Here is a 17,541-nt window from a genome sequence, read left to right as displayed (position 1 = left end):
GGAGTCAGGCGGCGATCTGGTCGCGCCCGTTGCGTTTGGCGTGGTAGAGGTTGGCGTCGGCGGTGCTGAGGAGCTGGTGGGCGGGCATGCCGTCCCGATGTGCGGCGATACCCACGCTGACGCTGACCCGCAGGCCGGGGGCGATGTCGTCGTGGGCGCCGGCGCCGATGGCGGCCCGGATGCGCTCGGCGACGTGGCGTGCCCCGTCGAGGTCGGTGTTCAGGAACACGACGAACTCGTCTCCGGCGTACCGGATGGGAATGTCGTCGGCGCGGCAGTTGGCGCGCAGGATGGCGGCGATCTCGCGCAGGACGGCGTCACCGGCGCCGTGCGAGTACGTGTCGTTGACGGACTTGAACCGGTCCGCGTCGATGAAGAGCAGGACGACCGGTGCCGGCAGATGGCCGCTGTCGAGTTCGGTCATGAGCTGGTCGAAGCGGCGGCGGTTGCCCAGTCCGGTGAGGGCGTCGTGCAGGGAGGCGGCCTCGGCGTCGCGGCGGGCCTGATCCTGTTCCTCGCGGTGGCGGGCCTGGCGCAGCATGGCGACGCGTTGCAGGCGGAGCTGCCAGAGTCGCCGGGCCTGGTTCTCGATCATGTGCCGGAGGTCGCGGCTGGGATGGTCGCCGACCTCCCGTACGGCCAGGCAGGCGAGTTCGTGGTCGACGATGAGCAGTTCGCTGGGCGAGCCGCTGACCCGCAGGCTCTCGGCGGCGGCCACCAGCTCGCGGCGGGCGGCGACCAGTTCGCCGCGCGTGCGCAGCACGATTCCCAGCGCCGCGTGGGCCGGCCACGCCACGTACGGGTCATCCTCGGCGCGCAGCGGGCGTTCGGGCCGGGCAGCGGGCGTTCGGGCCGAGCAGCCGGGCTTTCGGGCCGGGCGCGCGGGTGGCCCGCGGGTCAGCCGGTGGGCAGGAGGCGACGGAAGAGGGCGGCGGCGAGGGCGATCAGAGCGGCGCTGACGACCTGGATGAGGACCTGGGTGAGGATGTGCTCCATGGTGGTCTCCGGCGGGGGATCCGGGCGGTGGCGGTGGACCCACCGTACGTCAATCTCCTAGCCGGCAGGCGTCGGATTGGTGACGCTCGCAAATTTCGACAGTGTCCGGACGGTGTCGATCGGCAGCCTGTTTCCGAGCCGGCCGAGGACGCCACCGGCGCCGGAGGCGGCCAGGACGATGGCCCACGCCACTGGGCCCAGCGGCCGGCTGCCGAAGAACAGACTGGTCGGCGGGAACTGGATGAGCCCCGCCAGCACCACGCCGGAGCCGATCGCCGCCGCCAGCACGAGCGGGTCGCCGCGGGCGGCCAGGGCGGTCTGCGCCAGCTGGGCACCGACGAGACTGGCGAGGGCGACGGTGCTCGCCCGCCCGGCGGTGCCGGTCAGCCGCGCGGCGAGCCAGCCGCCGGTGGCCGCGAGGGCGGTGGCGGCGGCGCGTACGGCGATGTCGCGGTTCAGGTCCGCGCCGAGGGCGGCGTCCGGGCCGGCGTGCAGCAGCTCCTCGGCGCTGACGTGCCGGGGCGGCCGGGCGGCCAGGGCCAGCGCCGGCAGCAGATCGGTGACCAGGTTGACCAGCAGCAGTTGCCGGGCGCCCAGCGGCGGCCGGGGTGACAGCAGCGCGCTGGTGACGGTGAACGCGATCTCACCGAGGTTGCCGCCGAGCAGCAGGGCGACGCTGTCGCGGACCGCCATCCACAGCGCACGCCCCTCGATGACGGTGTGGACGATCGTCTCGATGCGGTCGTCCGTGATGACGATGTCGGCGGCCTCGCGGGCGGCGGTGGTACCGCGGTCGCCCAGCGCGATGCCGACCTCGGCGAGCCGGATCGCCGGGGCGTCGTTGGCGCCGTCGCCGGTGACCGCGACGACCCGGCCCGCGCGGCGCAGCGCACGGACCAGGGTGACCTTGTGTGCCGGGCTGACCCTGGCGAACACCGTGGCCTCGGCCACCAGCTTGGCCAGTTCCTCGCTGGTGCACGCGTCGATCTCCGGCCCCGTGACGGGCCGGTGGCCGTTGAGGATGCCCAGCTCCGCGGCGATCGCGGCGGCGGTGCTGGGATGGTCGCCCGTGAGCATGGCGATGTCGACCCCGGCGGCGCGCAGCTGCCGTACCGCCTCCGCGGCGGTGGGGCGTACCGGGTCGGCCAGGGCGAGCAGGCCGAGGAACGTCAGCTGGTCGATGCGTTCGTCGTCGAGGTGCTTACGCGCGGAGGCGGCGCGCTCGGCCACGGCCAGGACCCGGTAGCCCTGCCGGGCCAGCTGCTCGACGTGTGCCTCCAGGTCGGCGCGGTCCCCGTCGCCGATCGCCCGTTCGCCGCGCTCGTCGCAGCGCCGTACGCAGCGCGGCAGCACGGCCTCGGGGGCGCCCTTGACGCTGATCCGCCGGCCGTTGCGGTCCTCGCCGAGCACGGCGTGGAAGCCGCGGCCGGGCTCGAACGGCAGCTCGCGCCGCATCTGCCAGCCAGGGGCGTGGTCGGTGAGCAGGACGCCGCAGTGCTCGCCGGCCTCGGCCACGGCCCGGTCCGTGGGGTGCGGCAGTACCTGCCCGGTCTCGGGGGCGGGTGTGGCCCGCAACCCGGCGGCCAGCACGTCGCGGTGATGCCCGGACAGCTGCTCGCAGGCCTGGTCGTGGCTGCCGTCGCTGACCCGGCGCAGCCGGATCCGGCCCTCGGTGAGGGTGCCGGTCTTGTCGAAGCAGACCACGTCGACGCGGCCCAGCGCCTCCATGGTGCGCGGGTTGCGCACCAGCACGTTGCGGCGCGACAACCGGCGGGCCGCCGCGAGCTGCGCCACGGTCGCCACGAACGGCAGCCCCTCCGGGACCGCCGCGACCGCGAGGGCGACCGCCTCGCCCACGCTGCGACCGAGTCGCCCGCGCAACGCCCCGGCGCCCAGCAGGACCCCGGCGGCGCCGACCGCGACGGGAACCGAGGCCGCGGTCAGTTTCTGCAGCCGCGCCTCGACGCCGCCGGCCGGCTGGAACGCGCCCGCGCCGTGCGCACCTCGACCGGCCTCGGTGGCCGCGCCGGTCGCCACCACCACGGCGGTACCGGTGCCGGCGGCCACGGTGGTCCCGGCGAAGAGCATGCTCGTGCGTTCGGCGACCGCCGTGGCCGCCGTCGGGGTGCCGCTCTTGGCCACCGGCAGGGACTCCCCGGTGAGCGCCGATTCGTCCATCTCCAACCCGGTCGCGTCGATCAGCCGGCAGTCGGCGGGCACCGCGTCCCCGGCGGCCACCAGGATCACGTCGCCGGGCACCAGATCGTCGGCGGGGGCCTCGGCCTCCACGCCGCCGCGGCGCAGCCGTACCCGCAGCGCGGTGGTGTGCTCCAGCTGGCGCAACGCCCGATTCGCGGTGACCCGCTGGACGCCGCTGAGCGCCGCACTCGCGGCCAGGACTCCGCCGACCAGGGTGGCGTCGCTGACCGCGCCGGTGGCCGCCGAGATCCCGGCCCCGGCGGTCAGCGGCCCGGTCAGCGGGCTGTCCAGCTCGGCGACCGTGGCGCGCAGCAGACCCTCCTGCCCGGCGGAGCCGTCGTCGGTGTCGCCACGGCGGCGGGCAGCAGCCTGGCCGGGATCCAGCCCGGCCGCCGAGGTGCGCAGCCGACGCCAGATCTCGGCCAGCGGCAGGGCGTGCCACGCGGTGGTGTCCGGCGGCACGGGCGCCGGGCGCCTGGCCAGGCCGGACACCGACCACGTGGCGGCGCCGACCGCGGCCAGGGTGGCCAGACTGACGGGCAGCCCGACGCGGCGCCCGGCGCCGGTGGCCGGGCCGGCGACGCTGAACAGCGCACCCGACGCGGTACCGAGCAGGGCCAGCTGGGCGCTGCGTTCGCTGGCCCGCCGGGCGAGTGCGGTCGCCTCCAGCGCCAGCCACACCTCGCCGAGGTCAGCGCCGGCCAGCAGGTGCGCGCCCCAGGGCGGCCGGTGGCCGGGCCGCACCACGCCGATGCCGCAGTCCGCGGCGGCGAGCGCCGTGTCGTTGCGTCCCGCGACGAGCAGCACACCGGCACCGGCCGCTTGCCGACCGCGTACGGAGGCGGCCATGCGGGACCCGCCGGGCAGTACCTCGACGCCCAGCCGGGCGCCCAGTCCCGAGCCGCGACCGGCCACCATCAGCGTGCCGACGGCCCGCGCCGCCTGCACGACCGCGTCGGCGAGCGGATGCAGTTCCGCCTCGACCGTGGCGGCGGCGACCAGGCGGCCGTTCCGGACCAGCGCCACCGTCCGGGTGTCGGACCGGCGGTCCGGGAGCTCGTCCGGCACGGTGACGCCGAGCGCGGCGGGCGGGCCCAGCGACCACCGGCCACGGTGTACGGTCTCGCCGGGCCGGGCGCCGTCGAGCAGGTCGGCCAGCCGGTTGCGCACCGCCGTCTCGTCGGCCCCCTCTCCATCGGCGTCGCCGGCGATGGTGACGCCGGTCAGCGTCCACCGTCCGGTGAGCAGCACCGCGGCGTCGATCAGCACGGTGTCGATGCGGTCGAGGCGGCGCAGCGCGGTGGCGTCGCGGACGACCGTGTCGTGCTCGGCCAGCAGGCGGCCCACCTGCGCCGCGTACGCCTCCTGACCGGCCGTGGCGGTACGGGGCGTGCCGACCATCACCGCCTGGGCGGCCCGGCGCAGCCCGCCCCACATCCCCGTGGCGACGGCGGCCGCGGGCACCAGCCGGCCCATCCGCCGCACGTGGCGCTGCACCGGACCGTCCGGCAGCGGCGCCGGGCGGGCCGGCACCACGACCCGGCCGGACGTGGCGGTCACCGCGTCGGCACACAGGTGGGGCTCGCGCCGCTGCCACACCCGTTGCCGGGCCAGGGCCTCACGCAGCTGCACCACCCGGACCGCCGCCTCGGCCAGTGGCGTCGCCGGGGTCTGCGCCGCGGCGGACACGACCGCGGTGGCGGCGCCGAGACCCCAGCCCACCACGGGGCCGCCGAACCGGTTCTCCAGCCGGGAGCGCAGCCCCGGCATGGCGTCCACCGCGGCGAGGGCGGCCATCGACTCACCGGCGATCGCCGGTAACCGCAGCGCCCTGCCCACCAGCCCCGCGCCGCCGCCGACCACCAGGCCGGCCAGCGTGGCCGCCGCCCGCACGGCTGGGGCGCGATCTCCGGGATACGCCGGAGGTGCATCCGACCCTGCGGGGCCGTCGTCCGCCGCGGCGGAGCCGGTGACCGCCGCGATCACCTCGGCGGCGCTGGTGCGCCGGGGATCGAAATCGACGATCACCCGGCCCAGGACCTCGTTGACCGCTGCCCAGTGCACGCCGGGCACCGCCTGCGCGGCGGCGATCAGGTGCGCCCGATGGTCGGCCGCCGGGGAGTGCTGTCCGCCCGCCGTACCGATGTGGACCCGGCCGGGCCGCGCCCACACCGACCGGGCGGCCGGTGTGGGTTCCCCGGGGTCGCGCGCTGTCCGGGGTGCGGTCTGCGCCGGCGAGGTGGCCTGCATCGGCACGGACGCCCCCTAGGCCCCGGTGTGCGTCGGGTGCGACGCCGGGGCGCCGTCATCCTCTGTGGAGCGTGGCGGCTCCGCGGCCGGGTCCTCGTGCGGGTGCGCCGCTTCGGCCCAGTGGTCGTCCGCCGATCGCCCGCCCCGGTGCGCGAGCCAGGAGCCCGCGCCCAGGACCGCGTGACTCGTCCGCGTCGCGATCCACCGACCGCCGGCCGCGATCCCGCCCGGCCACCGGCCGACGTCGGCGCTGATCCAGCGGGTGGAGAAGTGCATCGTGACGATGGGGAACCGCACCGTTCGAGCCGGATGCTCCTGCGGTGGTGCCGCCTCGGGCGTGGCCGTCGCGTCGTCGGCCGCGCGATCGGGATGGGGGTGACTGTCTCTTCTGGTCGCTTTGGTGTCGGTCGAGCGTGGTCCTTTTCGCTGCCCCTTGGCCGCCGTGCTGTCGGTGGTCATCGTCCACCGCCTCCCCGGATCCCGTCTTCGTCGCGTCCGGGATACCCCGATCGCGCCGATCCTCACATTCACCGTGGTGTCATTGCGTGGATGCATACCGTCACGGTGAGCGTAACCGTGCAATGTGTCTTTGATGTGTGCCAATAGTGACGGTTGTCGCAAAGTATCGGGATTGCCGATCGCGGGCGATCCGCGGGTCAGGCGGCCACCTGGTCACGGCCGTTGCGCTTGGCCAGGTAGAGGTGCGCGTCGGCGGTGTCCACCAGCTCATGGGCGGGCATGCCGGGCTCGTGGGCGGCGACGCCGACGCTGATGCTGACCCGCAACCCCGGGGCGATGTCGTCGAGGTTGGCGTCGGCGATGGTGAGGCGGATGCGTTCGGCGACGCGGCGGGCGCCCTCGGCATCCGTACGCAGAAAGACCACGAACTCGTCGCCGGCATAGCGGATGGCGATGTCGTCGGCGCGGCAGTTGGCCCGCAGGGTCCCGGCGATCTCGCACAGCACGCGGTCGCCGACGCTGTGCGAGAAGGTGTCGTTGATGGCCTTGAACTTGTCCACGTCGATGAAGAGCAGCACGGTCGGCGCGGGCATGAGCCCGGCGTCGAGGTCGGCCATCAGCTGGTCGAAGCGGCGGCGGTTGCCCAGGCCGGTGAGCGGGTCGTGCAGCAGGGCGGCTTCGGCCTCGCGGCGGGCCTGCTCCTGTTCCTCGCGGTGGCGGGCCTGACGCAGCATGGCGACGCGCTGCAGGCGCAGCTGCCACAGCTGCCGGGCCTGAACGTCGAGCATGTACCGCAGGTCGCGACTGGCGTGCTCGCCGATCTCCTCGGCGGCGAGGCAGGCCATCTCGTGACCGACGATGAGGCGTTCGCACGGGGAGCCGGTGATCCGGAGAAGCTCGGCGGCGGCGGTGAACTCGCGGCGCGCGGAAGCCATGTCGCCCTCGTCGCGTGCCGCGAGGCCCAGGGCCATGTGGGCGGGCCACGCGGTGTGCGGGTCGTCGTCGCTGCGCAGCCGCACCACGACCCCGGCGGCGAGGCGCTGCGCCTCCCGCAGGTCGCCGGTCTTCGCCAGCGCCAGGGAGTGCAGGGCGATGAAGGGTCCGGCCGCGTCCTGGCTCTCGCAGGCCGTGCACCAGCGCCGGAAGATGCCGGCGGCCGTGTGCAGCCGGGGCCGGGCCTCGGCGTGGTCGCCGAGTTGATCGAGCCGCAGGCCCCACTGCAGCAGCGTCTCGGCGTAGATCAGGTCGTGGTTGGCGGTCGTCTCGGTACGGCCCTCCGACGCCCACCACTGGGTCAGCTGCTGGTACGTGGCATGCGCGGTCTCGAACAGCTCCATGCCGGTGGCCGCGCAGATCGCCGAGGACAGGGCCGCGACGTACCTGTCGTTGCGGATGGTGGTCTGCTCCAGCAGCAGTCCCGCCCGGGCGAGCTTGCGCATCGCCTCGTCGACCCGGTTCGCGCGCAGGTTGAGGTCGGCCAGGTCGGCCAGGGTCTTTGCGATCGCCACCACGTTGCCGGTGGCCCGGGTGTCCTCCAGCAGCTGCTCACCGACGGCGATCGCTTCCGGGATGCGACCCAGATACAGGTACGCGTACATGCGGCCCTGCCGCAGGAACCCGACGGTCTTCATGTCGCCGAACGCGCGGGCGTACGGCTCGAAGACCTCCAGGGCGTCGAGTGCCTCGGACGCCCGGCCGCTCTGCGCCATGAGGTGCACCTGCTCGGCCAGGCCGTCCAGGGGGCCGTAGGCGGACACGGGCACGGGCAGCCGCGCCTCATCCGCCCCGTGCGCCACGCCTGCCTCCGAACCTCGTCGCGGCACCCGATCGCGCCCGTCCTCTCCTTCGACCCGGCGCTGCCGCTCCTGAGGTGATCGACGCGTCCCCGCGGTCAGCCGAGGGCCAGCGACAGCCCCAGAGTCACCATGATCGCGGCGATGGCCCCGTCGACGACCCGCCACGCCCCCGGGCGCGCCAGCAGAGGCGCCAGCCGCCGGGCCCCGAGCCCCAGCGTGGCGAACCACACCAGGCTCGCCGTCGCGGCTCCGGCGCCGAACGCCCACCGGTGCGGGTCCTGGTGGGCGACAGTGCCGAGCAGCACCACCGTGTCGAGGTAGACGTGCGGGTTGAGGAACGTGAACGCCAGGCAGGCCAGCAGCGTCGCGCGCAGCGTGGCGGGCGGGCGGGCGAGCGGGGTCAGCGCGGTGGGACGCAGCGCGCGGCGGGCCGCGAGGACCGCGTAGGCGAGCAGGAACGCGGCACCGCCCCACCGCACCGCGGCCAGGACGGCCGGTGCGTCCGCCACCACGGCCCCGAGCCCGGCGATGCCGGCGGTCATCAGCGTCGCGTCGGCGGCCACGCAGATCGCCACGATCGGCAGGACGTGTTCGCGGCGCAGCCCCTGGCGCAGCACGAACGCGTTCTGCGCGCCGATGGCGACGATCAGCGCGAGCGAGAAGCCGAATCCGGCGAGTACGGAACCCACGTCCACCGACGCTAGGGCGGGGCTGTCCTGCACTCCAGCTAAAGATTCTTCAGCCCCGTTAGAATCGCTTATGGCGCTCGACCCGGTGCAGCTCGCGACGTTCCAGGCGGTCATCGAGCACGGCAGCTTCGACGCCGCCGCGCGGGTCCTGCACGTCACCCCGTCCGCGGTCAGCCAGCGCATCAAGGCACTGGAGCAGGTGGTCGGGCAGGTGCTCGTCCGCCGGGCACGGCCATGTGTGCCGACGGCGGCGGGGCGGCCCCTGGTCCGTCTCGGCGGCCAGGTGGCGCTGCTGGAAGACGAGGCCCTCGAAGCCGCGCGCGGCGCCCTCAGCGCGCACGCCCGTACCCGGTTGGCCGTGGTCGTCAACGCCGACTCCCTCGCCGGCTGGTTCCTGCCGGCCCTGACCGCCCTTCCCGAGGTGATCTTCGAGCTGCACACCGACGACGAGGGGCACACCGCCGAACTGCTGCGCGCGGGCACCGTGATGGCCGCCGTCACCACCGAACGGGTCGCCGTGCAGGGATGCCGCGTGCAACGACTCGGCGCGATGCGGTACCTGCCGGTGGCCGCACCCGCGGTGCACGAGGCGTGGTTTACGGGACGCGATCCCGCGACCGCGTTCCCGGCCGCGCCGATGGTCCGCTTCAACCGCAAGGACACCATGCAGCACCGCTTCGCGCGCGCGATCACGAGGCGCGAGATCGACCCACCGGCCCACTTCGTGCCCGCGTCGGCGAGCTTCAACGAGGCGATCCGGCTCGGCCTCGGCTGGGGCCTGGTGCCCGAGGACGTCGCCCGTAACGACATCGCCGCGGGGCGTCTGGTGGGGCTGGTCGAGGGGCACCACCTCGACGTGCCGTTGTACTGGCAGTACTGGCGTCTGGAGTCGACGGCGCTGTCGGCGCTCACCGCGGCGGTCCGGGCGGCCGCCGCCACGGCGCTGCGCTGACACCCCTCGGGCTCCTGCCCGGATGGCGCGGATTTCTGGCATTCGCGGCGCACCGGACGCATTGACGGGATTACTGTGCGCTCTCTGGTCCACTACAGGCGTCGACGGCACAATCGCGCCCGTGATGCTCGCCCTGCTGATGACGCTCGCCACGCTGGTACCCGGTGCCACGGCGGTTCCGGGATCGACCGGGCCCACCGACCCGCACCGGCCGGCGATCTCGGCGTTGCTGAGCCCGGTCGCCGTGTCCGTGGACTCCCTGATCCGGGGGAACGGCGCGCGGGTGCCGACGGCCGCCGCAGCGACGGCCGCCCCAGCGAGCGCCGCCCCGGCCAGCGCCGCCCCGGCCAGCGCCGCCCCGGCCAGCGCGGCACGGGCGGCCGCCGCCCGCAGGACCATCGCGCTCACCTTCGACGACGGGCCGCATCCGCGGTACACGGCGCAGGTGCTCGACGTCCTGCGCAGGTACCACGTGAAGGCCACGTTCTGCATCGTCGGCGACAACGCCGCCCGGTACCCCGCGCTCGTACGCCGGATCCGGGCCGAGGGCCACCGGCTGTGCAACCACACCCGCAACCACGCGAACATGTCGCGGCTGTCGAGCGCCGCCGCCCGCAAGCAGATCATGACGGCCCAGCGCCAGATCCGCGCCGCCGCCGGGATCAGCCCGACGGTGTTCCGGTTCCCGTACGGCGCGTCCAACGCCCGGGTGCGGGCCGTCGTCCGAGACTGCGGTCTGCGCAATCTGGGCTGGACGGTCGACACCCGGGATTGGGAACGCCCGGCGGCGCACACCATCACCGCTCGCGTGCTGCGCGGGGCTCGGCCGGGCGCGGTGGTGTTGATGCACGACGGCGGCGGCAACCGCAGCCACACCGTGGCCTCGCTCGACTCCACCATCCGCCAGCTGAAGCGCAAGGGCTACACGTTCGTCCTCGGCTAACGGCGCCACCTCACTGGGCGATCAGCAGCAGCACGGCGCGGCCGTGCAGGACGTACGTGCTGCCCTGCGCGCCGACGGCGGTCTCTGAGCCGGGGACGGCGACCTGGTCGGGACCCTCGGCCCAGGTCGACGTGTCGGTGACGCGGTACCAGGACTTCCCGGCGGGCGGCGCCGGCAGGGTGAACGTCACGTCGCCCGACCAGCCGTTGTAGCCCACGTAGAGGGCGCTGGCGGTGTCGCCCAGTTCGGTGCCGTCGTAGCGCCAGGCGAGAGCGTGGTTGCCGCCGTCGCCCCAGTACGCGGCGTCGGGCGTCGTGCCGCCGGGGGTGAACCAGTCGAGCTGACCGAGGCCGTTGCCGTTGCCGTCGCCGGCCGCATAGAAGGTCAGCGGCCGCAACGCGGCGTGTGCCTTCCGGAACGCGATCATGCGCTGGGTGTAGGTGCGGAAGGTCGTCTGCTCGGCGGTCGGCGACCAGTTCAGCCAGTTCGCCGAACTGTCCACGTTGTACGGGTTGTTGTTGCAGTTCATGCTGCGCAGCGTCTCGTCGCCACCGGTGATCAGCGGCGTACCGCCGGAGAGCATGAGGAAGGCGAGCCCGTTGCGTGCCGCCTTGCGCTGGTCGGCGGCGATGTTGCCCTGGTCCCAGGACCGGTTGTCGTCGCTGCCGCCGTCGGACGGCCCGTACGGCCAGGGCTGGTTGTTGTTCTTTGCATTGCAGCTGTAGAGGTCCTTGAGGGTGAAGCCGTCGTGCACGACCATGATGTCGATGGAGTTCCACGGCTTGCGGCCGTCGTCGGCGTAGAGATCGGACGAGCCGGCGAACCGGGTCGCGAGGTCGCCGGGCGTCACGGTGGTGACACCGAGCTGGTTCTGGTCGGACCGCAACGTGTCCCGGAAGATGCCGTTCCATTCCGACCACCCGGCCGGCAGGTTACCGACCTGGTAGGTGCCGGATCCGATGGCCCACGGCTCGGCGATCCAGTCCACGCCGCTGCCGCCGCCGCCCGGCCGGGCCGGCATCTCGGCGGTGAGGCGGTTGAGCGCGGTGGCGGAGTTCGTGCGGCTGTAGCTGTAGCAGCCGTGCTGGCAGGTGTTGCCGAGCACCGTGGCGAGGTCGAACCGGAAGCCGTCCACGCCGAGATCGTTCTTCCAGTACGCGACAGAGTCCACGATCAGGTTCTGGGCCGTGGGGTTGAACGTGTTGAACGTGTGCCCCAGCCCGGTCACGTCCATCTCGCCCTGATGGTCGCTGGTGAGCGAGTAGTACGTGGGGTTGTCCAGGCCACGCCAGGAGAACAGCGGATAGACCGTCTTGTCGGCGGGATCGGCCCGGCCGCCCTCGGCGGTGTGGTTGTAGACGACGTCGACGAAGACCTTGATCCCGGCGTCGTGGAACGCCTTCACCATGGCCTTGAACTCGCGGGTCGGCCCGCCGGGCGAGGTGTCGGACGAGTAGCGGCGGTCCGGGGCGAAGTAGTTCAGGGTCTGGTAGCCCCAGTAGTTGTCGCCGCTCGTACTCGTGGGGTTGGTGTCGTTGCCGTCGTTCTGGGTCTCCTGCAGCGGGAGGAACTCGACAGCCGTGATGCCCAGCGACGACAGGTAGCCCGCCTTCAGCGCGGCGCCCGCGTACGTGCCCCGGACGCTCGCCGCGACACCGGGGTCGTTGCGGGTGAGCCCGCGCAGGTTCACCTCGTACGTGATGTCGTCCTTGAGGGCCCGGGTCGGTTTCGTACCGGTGCCGGTGGTGTCGGCTGCGAGCACGATGCCTTTCGGCGCGATGGTCCCGGTGTCGGCGGCCCGCCGGAGCGATCCGGTGGCGTAGTCGGTCGCGGCCGGGTTGTCGATCGCGGTGTCGTGGCTGATCTCCCGCGCGTACGGGTCGAGCAGCAACTTGTTGGGGTCGAAGCGGTTGCCCGTCGCGTCGACGTCGGCCACGAACCCGGCCTGTGAGCCCTTGCTCCAGGCCGGATCGTACGGCCAGTTCGGGCCCCACGCCCGGTAGCCGTAGTAGATCGTGCCGGGGACGCCGGCGGCCCGCAGGGTCGCGACGCCGACCGTCGCCGACCAGACGTTGGCGGCGTCCCTGGTGAGCACATAGGACGCCTTCTCCTGCTGGCCGGTCGCGGCGGCGTAGACGTAGACGGCGATCCGGGTGGCGTGCGCGGAGAACACGCGGAACGTGACGTTGGTGCCGTCGAGGCGCCCGCCGAGCTTCTGGCCGTCGATGCCCGCCAGAGCGGCGGTGGGTGGCAGGACGGCGAGCCCGGCCAGCGCGAGCAAGGTGGTGGAGAGTGCACAGAGCAGTCGCCGCATGGCTGACTCCCGAGGGGACGGCGCGGGTGGAGGGCTCTGCAAGCGCTTGAGAGATTACGAAAAAAGTTACAAGCATGTTTCAGGAACGTCAATGGCACGGGCAGCGGCGGACCGCTGCACGCGCACCCGTGCCGGGCGCGGCGTTACCGCGTACCGATGGCGGCGAGCCGGCGGCCGTCGGCGGCCGGCTGCCCGGTGTGGACGCTTCGGCCAGGGTCGATGCCGAGCCGGGCCAGGGCGTCCGGCAGCGATCCGTCCCGCGGCAGGCGTTCGATCCACGACCGCCACTCGTCGCGGTCGTGGCGCCAGGCGGCCAGGTAGTCGGCGCAGAGCTTCGGCGAAATCTGTTGCAGATTGCGGCGGGCGACGCGCAGCGCCGCGGCGATCTGCGCCTGCCGGACCCGCGACAGCCGGTCCTGCGCGGCCAGCCGCCGCCCGATCGCGTCGATGAGCGCGGCCCGGACCGGAAGGAACCCCTCCCAGTACGGCCGGTCCGCGTCGGTCACCCTGCCGCCGTCGTGGAACAGCGCGAAAACCCCTTCGGCCAGGCAGTCGCCGAACTCCTCGCGGCCCGCGCGCTGCGGATTCACGTACGGATCGAAGCGCTCCTGCCGGAACGTGCCGTGCTCGGCGACCGCGCCCAGGCCGACGCCGTCGAGCAGGAAGAACCAGTCCTCGTTGTAGACGTCGGGGAACAGCGAGGTGACCCCGGCCTGCGGGATCACCATGGCGCCCGCCCCGGCGAACGTGCCCTGCTCGCCGCCCGTGTCGCGGTTGGCGTGGCACACCACCGAGTTGTCCGGGTAGCCGTCGTTGCGCAACCCCACCACGTCGAAGTGCTCCAGCAGCGCGGCGGCGCGTTGCGCGGTGTCGGGGCGCACCCCGCGGATGTCGTCGTCCAGCAGGAACACCCGCTGCCAGCCCATCATCCGGGTGATGGCCAGGCCGAGATTGCGTTTGGTGGAGGTGTCGGTGCGCCGCGCGAACGGGGTGCCGGCGAGCTGGGCGGTGGTCAGCAGGCGCGGCAGGCCCAGCGGGCCCGCGACGTCCACGGCGATCGCCGTCGCCTGCATCGCCCGGGCGGCGGCGCCGACAGCGGCCGCGTCGGTGTCGTGGCTGCACAGGGCCAGCAACGGGCACGACAGGGCGGCGGCCAGCCGCAGGGCCGGGCCGAGTTCGGCGGCGGTGCGCGTGGCCGGAACGATCACCGCGTCGACCGGTGCGCTCCCGGCCGGGTCGTCCACCCGGGTCAGCAGCGAGCGGTGGGAGGTGCGGTGGGTGGGTGCTGTCAGGGACCGGGGCGCGGACGCCGACCGGGTCATCCCCCCGCCTCCGGCCATTCGTGCAGGCGGATGTCGTCCACCGTCCAGTCCGGGACGACGATCTCGTGGGCGACGACCTTCACCCGGCAAAGGATGCTGTACGTCTCGTGCTCCTGGAAGCGCTCCGCCAGAAATTCGTTGTTACGGTTCTGAATGAAGCTGTCCGTCAGCGCCCGGACCACCCCGAACGTCCCGCGGCTGAACATGCCGTTGCACAGCGTCGCCGTGCGCTCCCGGTTGTACGGATTCGGGGTGCGCAGGAACAGCGCCACGTCCTCCTTGAGGACGCGGTGCCCGGCGCGCTCGACGATCTGCGGGCGGAACTCGCGCCGGTGCGTGCCCGTGCGTACGGTGAATGCTCCCGCGTCGGCGTCGGTGGCCCGTTCCCGCTGGGCGACCGGCACCTCGATGAGGTCCTTGAGGATGTCGGCGGTGACCGGGTTGTAGTCGATGCCGCCGAGCACGATCAGGTGGGCGTTGCGGTGCTCCAGGGTCAGCTTCGACGGCACGCCGATGTGGACCGGGTTCGCCGGGTTGGCGCCCTTGACGTATCCGTAGAGTTCGATGAGCGAATCCAGGTCGGCGTACTGGTACGCCTTGACGAAATCGGGATCGATCGGGTCCGAGTAGGGCAGTCGCTGCCGGGCCGGGCCGGACAGCTCCGAGCTGACGATGGTGATGGCCTGCCCGGTGGGGAACTGCAACGGGCTGCGGGCCGGGCCGGAGCCCGAGGTGTGCTCGGCCGCCGCCCGCAGATCCATCAGCTGAGTGAGCAGCAGGCGGTAGGTGTCCTGCTCGCCGTCGCTGAGCCGGTCCGCCGGCGGCGTCCGGGGGCGGCCGTCCGCGGTGGTGCGCGCGGTGGCGAACAGCCGGGCGTACGCCTCCAGCCGGGGGACCGGTGGCACGCTGCGGCCCTTCTCCCAGGACGAGATCAGGGGGACGCTCACGCCCAGTGCTCTGCCCAGCATCGGCTGGGTCAACGAACCGCCGGGCCACCCGGTGACGCGCAGTTCTCGCAGGCGGCGGGCGAGCCGGGTGCCGTGGGCGGCGGCGGAGGGCATCGTTGCGCTCCCTTCAGGAAGATTCAGTCACGGGCCCTGAAGCCCGATCCGTACGGCCTCCGGGTCGTGTGGCGCGGGGGAGAACGAACCAGGGAAAAGAGCGTCGGGCACGGGAGGGTTTCCCGCGCGACTGCCGTGATGCCTCTACTTTAGGCGGTCCCTGAAGTTTAGGGTGAAAGGCAGCTGCAGCCCTTGAAATTCAGCCGTCCGTCGCGTCGGGAGGGGCCGGTCATGCATGTACGGCACGGTCGTTCGTCAGCGCCCCACCGGTCGGGTGCCCGGAGTCCACCGGGGAGAGTCCGCCTGCCGTGCACCGGGCGCGCCAACGCGCCACACATGAGGACGTCTCCGGGGCCAGCCGGAGACGTCCTCCGCAGACACTGTCCTCATCCCAGGGAAGGCCTGCTTGAATGTCCACGCTAGTCGTCTTCGCGGTGTCCGTACATCAAATCCCGGTTACTGTTGGCGCACCTCAGCCGTCACCGCCCAGCTCGCCCGCGGCGGGCATCCTGGTCGTCGCGCTGGTGGTCACCGGCCTGCTGCTGACCGCCGCATGGCGGCAGGTCGGCCACGCCATGGCACCCCTGCGCGAACTCGCCCGGTCGGTCGGCTCGGCGGCCGCCGCCATCCTGCTGCTGGGCGCCTCGGTCGCCGTCCTGCTGGCCGCGCTCGCGATCGTGACGGCGACGTGAGCGGCGGCAACGGCGGCGGCAGTGCGGTGGCAGGCGGGTGGGGGTTGTCACGGTCGGGCGCGTCGGATCAGCTGTGACCGTGGGGATCGCCATCCGTGTCGCCCGGCCCGCGGACATCGCCCGGCTGTCGTCGACGCTCGGGACGCCGCACGGGGACTTCTTCGCGGGCCGGCTGCCACTGCAGGAGGCGGGACTCGGCGAGGTCCTCGTGGCATGGCGCGGCGGTGCGCCGGTCGGGGCGGTGTTCGTGTCCTGGGACGTCGCCGACGAGCCGGAGGTCCGCAAACACCTCGCGGACGTACCGATGATCTCCCACCTGCAGGTGGCCGACGCGCATCGCCACCGCGGCGTCGGGCGCACCCTGCTGCGCCACGCCGAGCAGCGGCTGCGGTGGCGCGGCCACACCCGGGTCCTGCTCGGTGTGGACAAGTCCAACGAGGTCGCCCGGCGACTGTACGAATGGCTCGGCTACGTGCAGCCCGACGAACCCGAGCTGTGCGACCTCGGCGCGGAACCGGGCCGAACGGCGGACCCGGCCGCCGAAACGTACGACATCCTCGTGGCGGACCTGTACCGGGGCGGCCCCGGATGGCCGTGACCGCCCATAGACTCCCGGAATGGAGTACGGCGTCGGATACTTTCCCACCCACGACGGGATCGGACCGGGCGCGCTGGCCCGGCAGCTGGAGGAACGCGGGCAGGACGCGCTGTTCTTCGCAGAGCACACGCACATCCCGGCCAGCCGGCAGAGCCCGTGGCGCAACGGCGCGGAACTGCCCCGCAAGTACTGGCACTGCTACGACCTGTTCGTCGCGCTGACCGCGGCCGCCGAGGCCACCACCCGGCTGCGCGTCGGCAGCGGGGTCTGCCTCGTGGTCGAACGCGACCCCATCACCACCGCCAAGGAGGTCGCCAGCGTCGACCACCTCTCCGGCGGGCGGCTGGAGTTCGGAGTCGGCGCGGGCTGGAACCGCGAGGAGATGGCCAACCACGGCACCGACCCGCGTCCCCGGATGGCCCTGCTCGGTGAGCGGGTGCAGGCCATGCAGGCGATCTGGACCCGGGACGAGGCCAGCTACGCCGGTCGGTTCGTCAACTTCGACCGGATCTGGTCATGGCCCAAGCCCGCGCAGCAGCCGTACCCGCCGGTGCTGGTGGGCGGGGGCGGCCCGACCGTCCTCGACCGGGTGCTGGCCTGGGGTGACGGCTGGTTCCCGCAGTGGCACGACGACGACCTGTTCGCCCGCATCGCACAGCTGCAGGCGCGCGCCGACCGGCCGATCGAGGTGCAGGTACTCAGCGTGCCGCCCGACCCCAAGGCGCTGGAACAGCTGGAGCACGCGGGCGTGCGGCGGGCGTCGTGCTGGCTGCCATCCGGGCCGTGGAGCGTCGTCGAGGAAGCCCTGGAACGCTGGGAGCACGCGATCGCGGAGCTCACCGGCCGGTGACGCCCGCCGAGCTGTTCGCCACCGCGCGGGTCGCCCGGCTCGCCACGGTCGACGACACCGGCGCGCCGCACCTCGTGCCGATCGTGTTCGCGCTCGACGGCGACGTCATCCACAGCGCGGTCGACGACAAACCGAAGCGGCACCGGCGGCTGCGCCGTCTCGCCAACATCGCGCACGAGCCGCGGGTCAGCGTGCTGGCCGACCACTACGACGACGACTGGACCCGGCTGTGGTGGGTCCGCGCCGACGGCACCGCCGCCGTGCTGGATTCCTCGCCCGACGGGTTGGCCGCGCTCGCCGCCCGGTATCCGCAGTACGCGGCGAGGCCACCGGCCGGGCCGTTCCTGCGGATCGAGGTGCGCCAGTGGTCGTCCTGGGCCGCCACCTGAGTTTCGCCCTCGCCTGAGTTCCGCTGCCGTC

Annotated in this window: 14 protein-coding genes; 6 read left to right on the top strand and 8 right to left on the bottom strand. The window is 73.4% G+C overall.

All coding sequences use genetic code 11. The annotated features are described in order from the left end of the window. Positions 1–4 precede the first annotated feature (4 nt). The 5 genes from ACMCNN_RS19995 to ACMCNN_RS19975 form a co-directional block, all read right to left on the bottom strand. Complete coding sequence (locus ACMCNN_RS19995; RefSeq protein WP_412742042.1) at positions 5–796, bottom strand: GGDEF domain-containing protein; 792 nt, start codon at positions 794–796, stop codon at positions 5–7. A 257-nt stretch (positions 797–1,053) separates the two neighbouring features. Continuing rightward, positions 1,054–5,445, bottom strand: a complete 4,392-nt coding sequence (locus ACMCNN_RS19990; protein ID WP_412747216.1) for an HAD-IC family P-type ATPase — start codon at positions 5,443–5,445, stop codon at positions 1,054–1,056. Positions 5,446–5,460: 15 nt separating this feature from the next. Beyond that, the gene (locus ACMCNN_RS19985) at positions 5,461–5,742 is read right to left on the bottom strand and encodes a hypothetical protein (protein ID WP_412742041.1); all 282 of its coding nucleotides are present in this window, start codon (positions 5,740–5,742) and stop codon (positions 5,461–5,463) included. 359 nt (positions 5,743–6,101) lie between these two features. Continuing rightward, positions 6,102–7,700, bottom strand: a complete 1,599-nt coding sequence (locus ACMCNN_RS19980) for a diguanylate cyclase (RefSeq protein WP_412742040.1) — start codon at positions 7,698–7,700, stop codon at positions 6,102–6,104. Positions 7,701–7,795: 95 nt separating this feature from the next. After that, entirely contained in the window at positions 7,796–8,389 is a 594-nt protein-coding gene (locus ACMCNN_RS19975) for a LysE/ArgO family amino acid transporter (RefSeq protein ID WP_412742039.1), read from the bottom strand. A gap of 70 nt (positions 8,390–8,459) precedes the next feature. Here ACMCNN_RS19975 and ACMCNN_RS19970 point away from each other — a divergent pair, with 70 nt between their 5' ends. Together ACMCNN_RS19970 and ACMCNN_RS19965 are read left to right on the top strand one after the other, a co-directional pair. Continuing rightward, positions 8,460–9,341, top strand: a complete 882-nt coding sequence (locus ACMCNN_RS19970) for a LysR family transcriptional regulator ArgP (RefSeq protein WP_412742038.1) — start codon at positions 8,460–8,462, stop codon at positions 9,339–9,341. A 124-nt stretch (positions 9,342–9,465) separates the two neighbouring features. Then, positions 9,466–10,284: a polysaccharide deacetylase family protein gene (locus ACMCNN_RS19965; RefSeq protein WP_412747215.1), complete on the top strand. Its 819-nt coding sequence runs from the start codon at positions 9,466–9,468 to the stop codon at positions 10,282–10,284. Between the two features lie 10 nt (positions 10,285–10,294). Here the strand turns inward: ACMCNN_RS19965 and ACMCNN_RS19960 are convergent, their stop codons facing one another. The 3 genes from ACMCNN_RS19960 to ACMCNN_RS19950 form a co-directional block, all read right to left on the bottom strand. After that, positions 10,295–12,598, bottom strand: a complete 2,304-nt coding sequence (locus tag ACMCNN_RS19960) for a glycogen debranching protein (RefSeq protein ID WP_412742037.1) — start codon at positions 12,596–12,598, stop codon at positions 10,295–10,297. Positions 12,599–12,741: 143 nt separating this feature from the next. After that, a complete protein-coding gene (locus ACMCNN_RS19955) occupies positions 12,742–13,920 on the bottom strand; it encodes a hypothetical protein (protein ID WP_412742036.1) in 1,179 nt (392 codons plus the stop codon). Continuing rightward, positions 13,917–14,981, bottom strand: coding sequence for a helix-turn-helix domain-containing protein (locus ACMCNN_RS19950; RefSeq protein WP_412742035.1), 1,065 nt, complete (start codon positions 14,979–14,981; stop codon positions 13,917–13,919). The genes ACMCNN_RS19955 and ACMCNN_RS19950 overlap by 4 nt, the downstream gene beginning before the upstream one ends. 410 nt (positions 14,982–15,391) lie before the next feature. Here ACMCNN_RS19950 and ACMCNN_RS19945 point away from each other — a divergent pair, with 410 nt between their 5' ends. The 4 genes from ACMCNN_RS19945 to ACMCNN_RS19930 all read left to right on the top strand — a co-directional run bounded on the left by ACMCNN_RS19945 (position 15,392) and on the right by ACMCNN_RS19930 (position 17,510). After that, complete coding sequence (locus ACMCNN_RS19945) at positions 15,392–15,673, top strand: hypothetical protein (protein ID WP_412742034.1); 282 nt, start codon at positions 15,392–15,394, stop codon at positions 15,671–15,673. 73 nt (positions 15,674–15,746) lie between these two features. Then, on the top strand, positions 15,747–16,271 hold the full coding sequence (locus ACMCNN_RS19940) for a GNAT family N-acetyltransferase (RefSeq protein ID WP_412742033.1): 525 nt from the start codon (positions 15,747–15,749) through the stop codon (positions 16,269–16,271). A gap of 19 nt (positions 16,272–16,290) precedes the next feature. Then, positions 16,291–17,121, top strand: coding sequence for an LLM class F420-dependent oxidoreductase (locus tag ACMCNN_RS19935; protein ID WP_412742032.1), 831 nt, complete (start codon positions 16,291–16,293; stop codon positions 17,119–17,121). Next, complete coding sequence (locus tag ACMCNN_RS19930) at positions 17,118–17,510, top strand: TIGR03668 family PPOX class F420-dependent oxidoreductase (protein WP_412742031.1); 393 nt, start codon at positions 17,118–17,120, stop codon at positions 17,508–17,510. Before ACMCNN_RS19935 ends, ACMCNN_RS19930 begins: the two co-directional genes overlap by 4 nt. Positions 17,511–17,541: the final 31 nt, after the last annotated feature.

Origin of the sequence: Krasilnikovia sp. MM14-A1004 (assembly GCF_047159485.1) — a bacterium.
GTDB lineage: Bacteria > Actinomycetota > Actinomycetes > Mycobacteriales > Micromonosporaceae > Actinoplanes.
The sequence above is the reverse complement of the archived record's forward strand: the minus strand, read 5'-3'. Positions and strand labels throughout refer to the sequence as shown.

Excerpts from the sequence above, each read along its gene's own strand:
- ACMCNN_RS19990 (WP_412747216.1), bottom strand. The coding sequence starts at position 5,445 with ATGCAGGCCACCTCGCCGGCGCAGACCGCACCCCGGACAGCGCGCGAC.
- ACMCNN_RS19970 (WP_412742038.1), top strand. The coding sequence starts at position 8,460 with ATGGCGCTCGACCCGGTGCAGCTCGCGACGTTCCAGGCGGTCATCGAG.
- ACMCNN_RS19965 (WP_412747215.1), top strand. The coding sequence starts at position 9,466 with ATGCTCGCCCTGCTGATGACGCTCGCCACGCTGGTACCCGGTGCCACG.
- ACMCNN_RS19960 (WP_412742037.1), bottom strand. The coding sequence starts at position 12,598 with ATGCGGCGACTGCTCTGTGCACTCTCCACCACCTTGCTCGCGCTGGCC.
- ACMCNN_RS19955 (WP_412742036.1), bottom strand. The coding sequence starts at position 13,920 with ATGACCCGGTCGGCGTCCGCGCCCCGGTCCCTGACAGCACCCACCCAC.
- ACMCNN_RS19950 (WP_412742035.1), bottom strand. The coding sequence starts at position 14,981 with ATGCCCTCCGCCGCCGCCCACGGCACCCGGCTCGCCCGCCGCCTGCGA.
- ACMCNN_RS19945 (WP_412742034.1), top strand. The coding sequence starts at position 15,392 with ATGTCCACGCTAGTCGTCTTCGCGGTGTCCGTACATCAAATCCCGGTT.
- ACMCNN_RS19935 (WP_412742032.1), top strand. The coding sequence starts at position 16,291 with ATGGAGTACGGCGTCGGATACTTTCCCACCCACGACGGGATCGGACCG.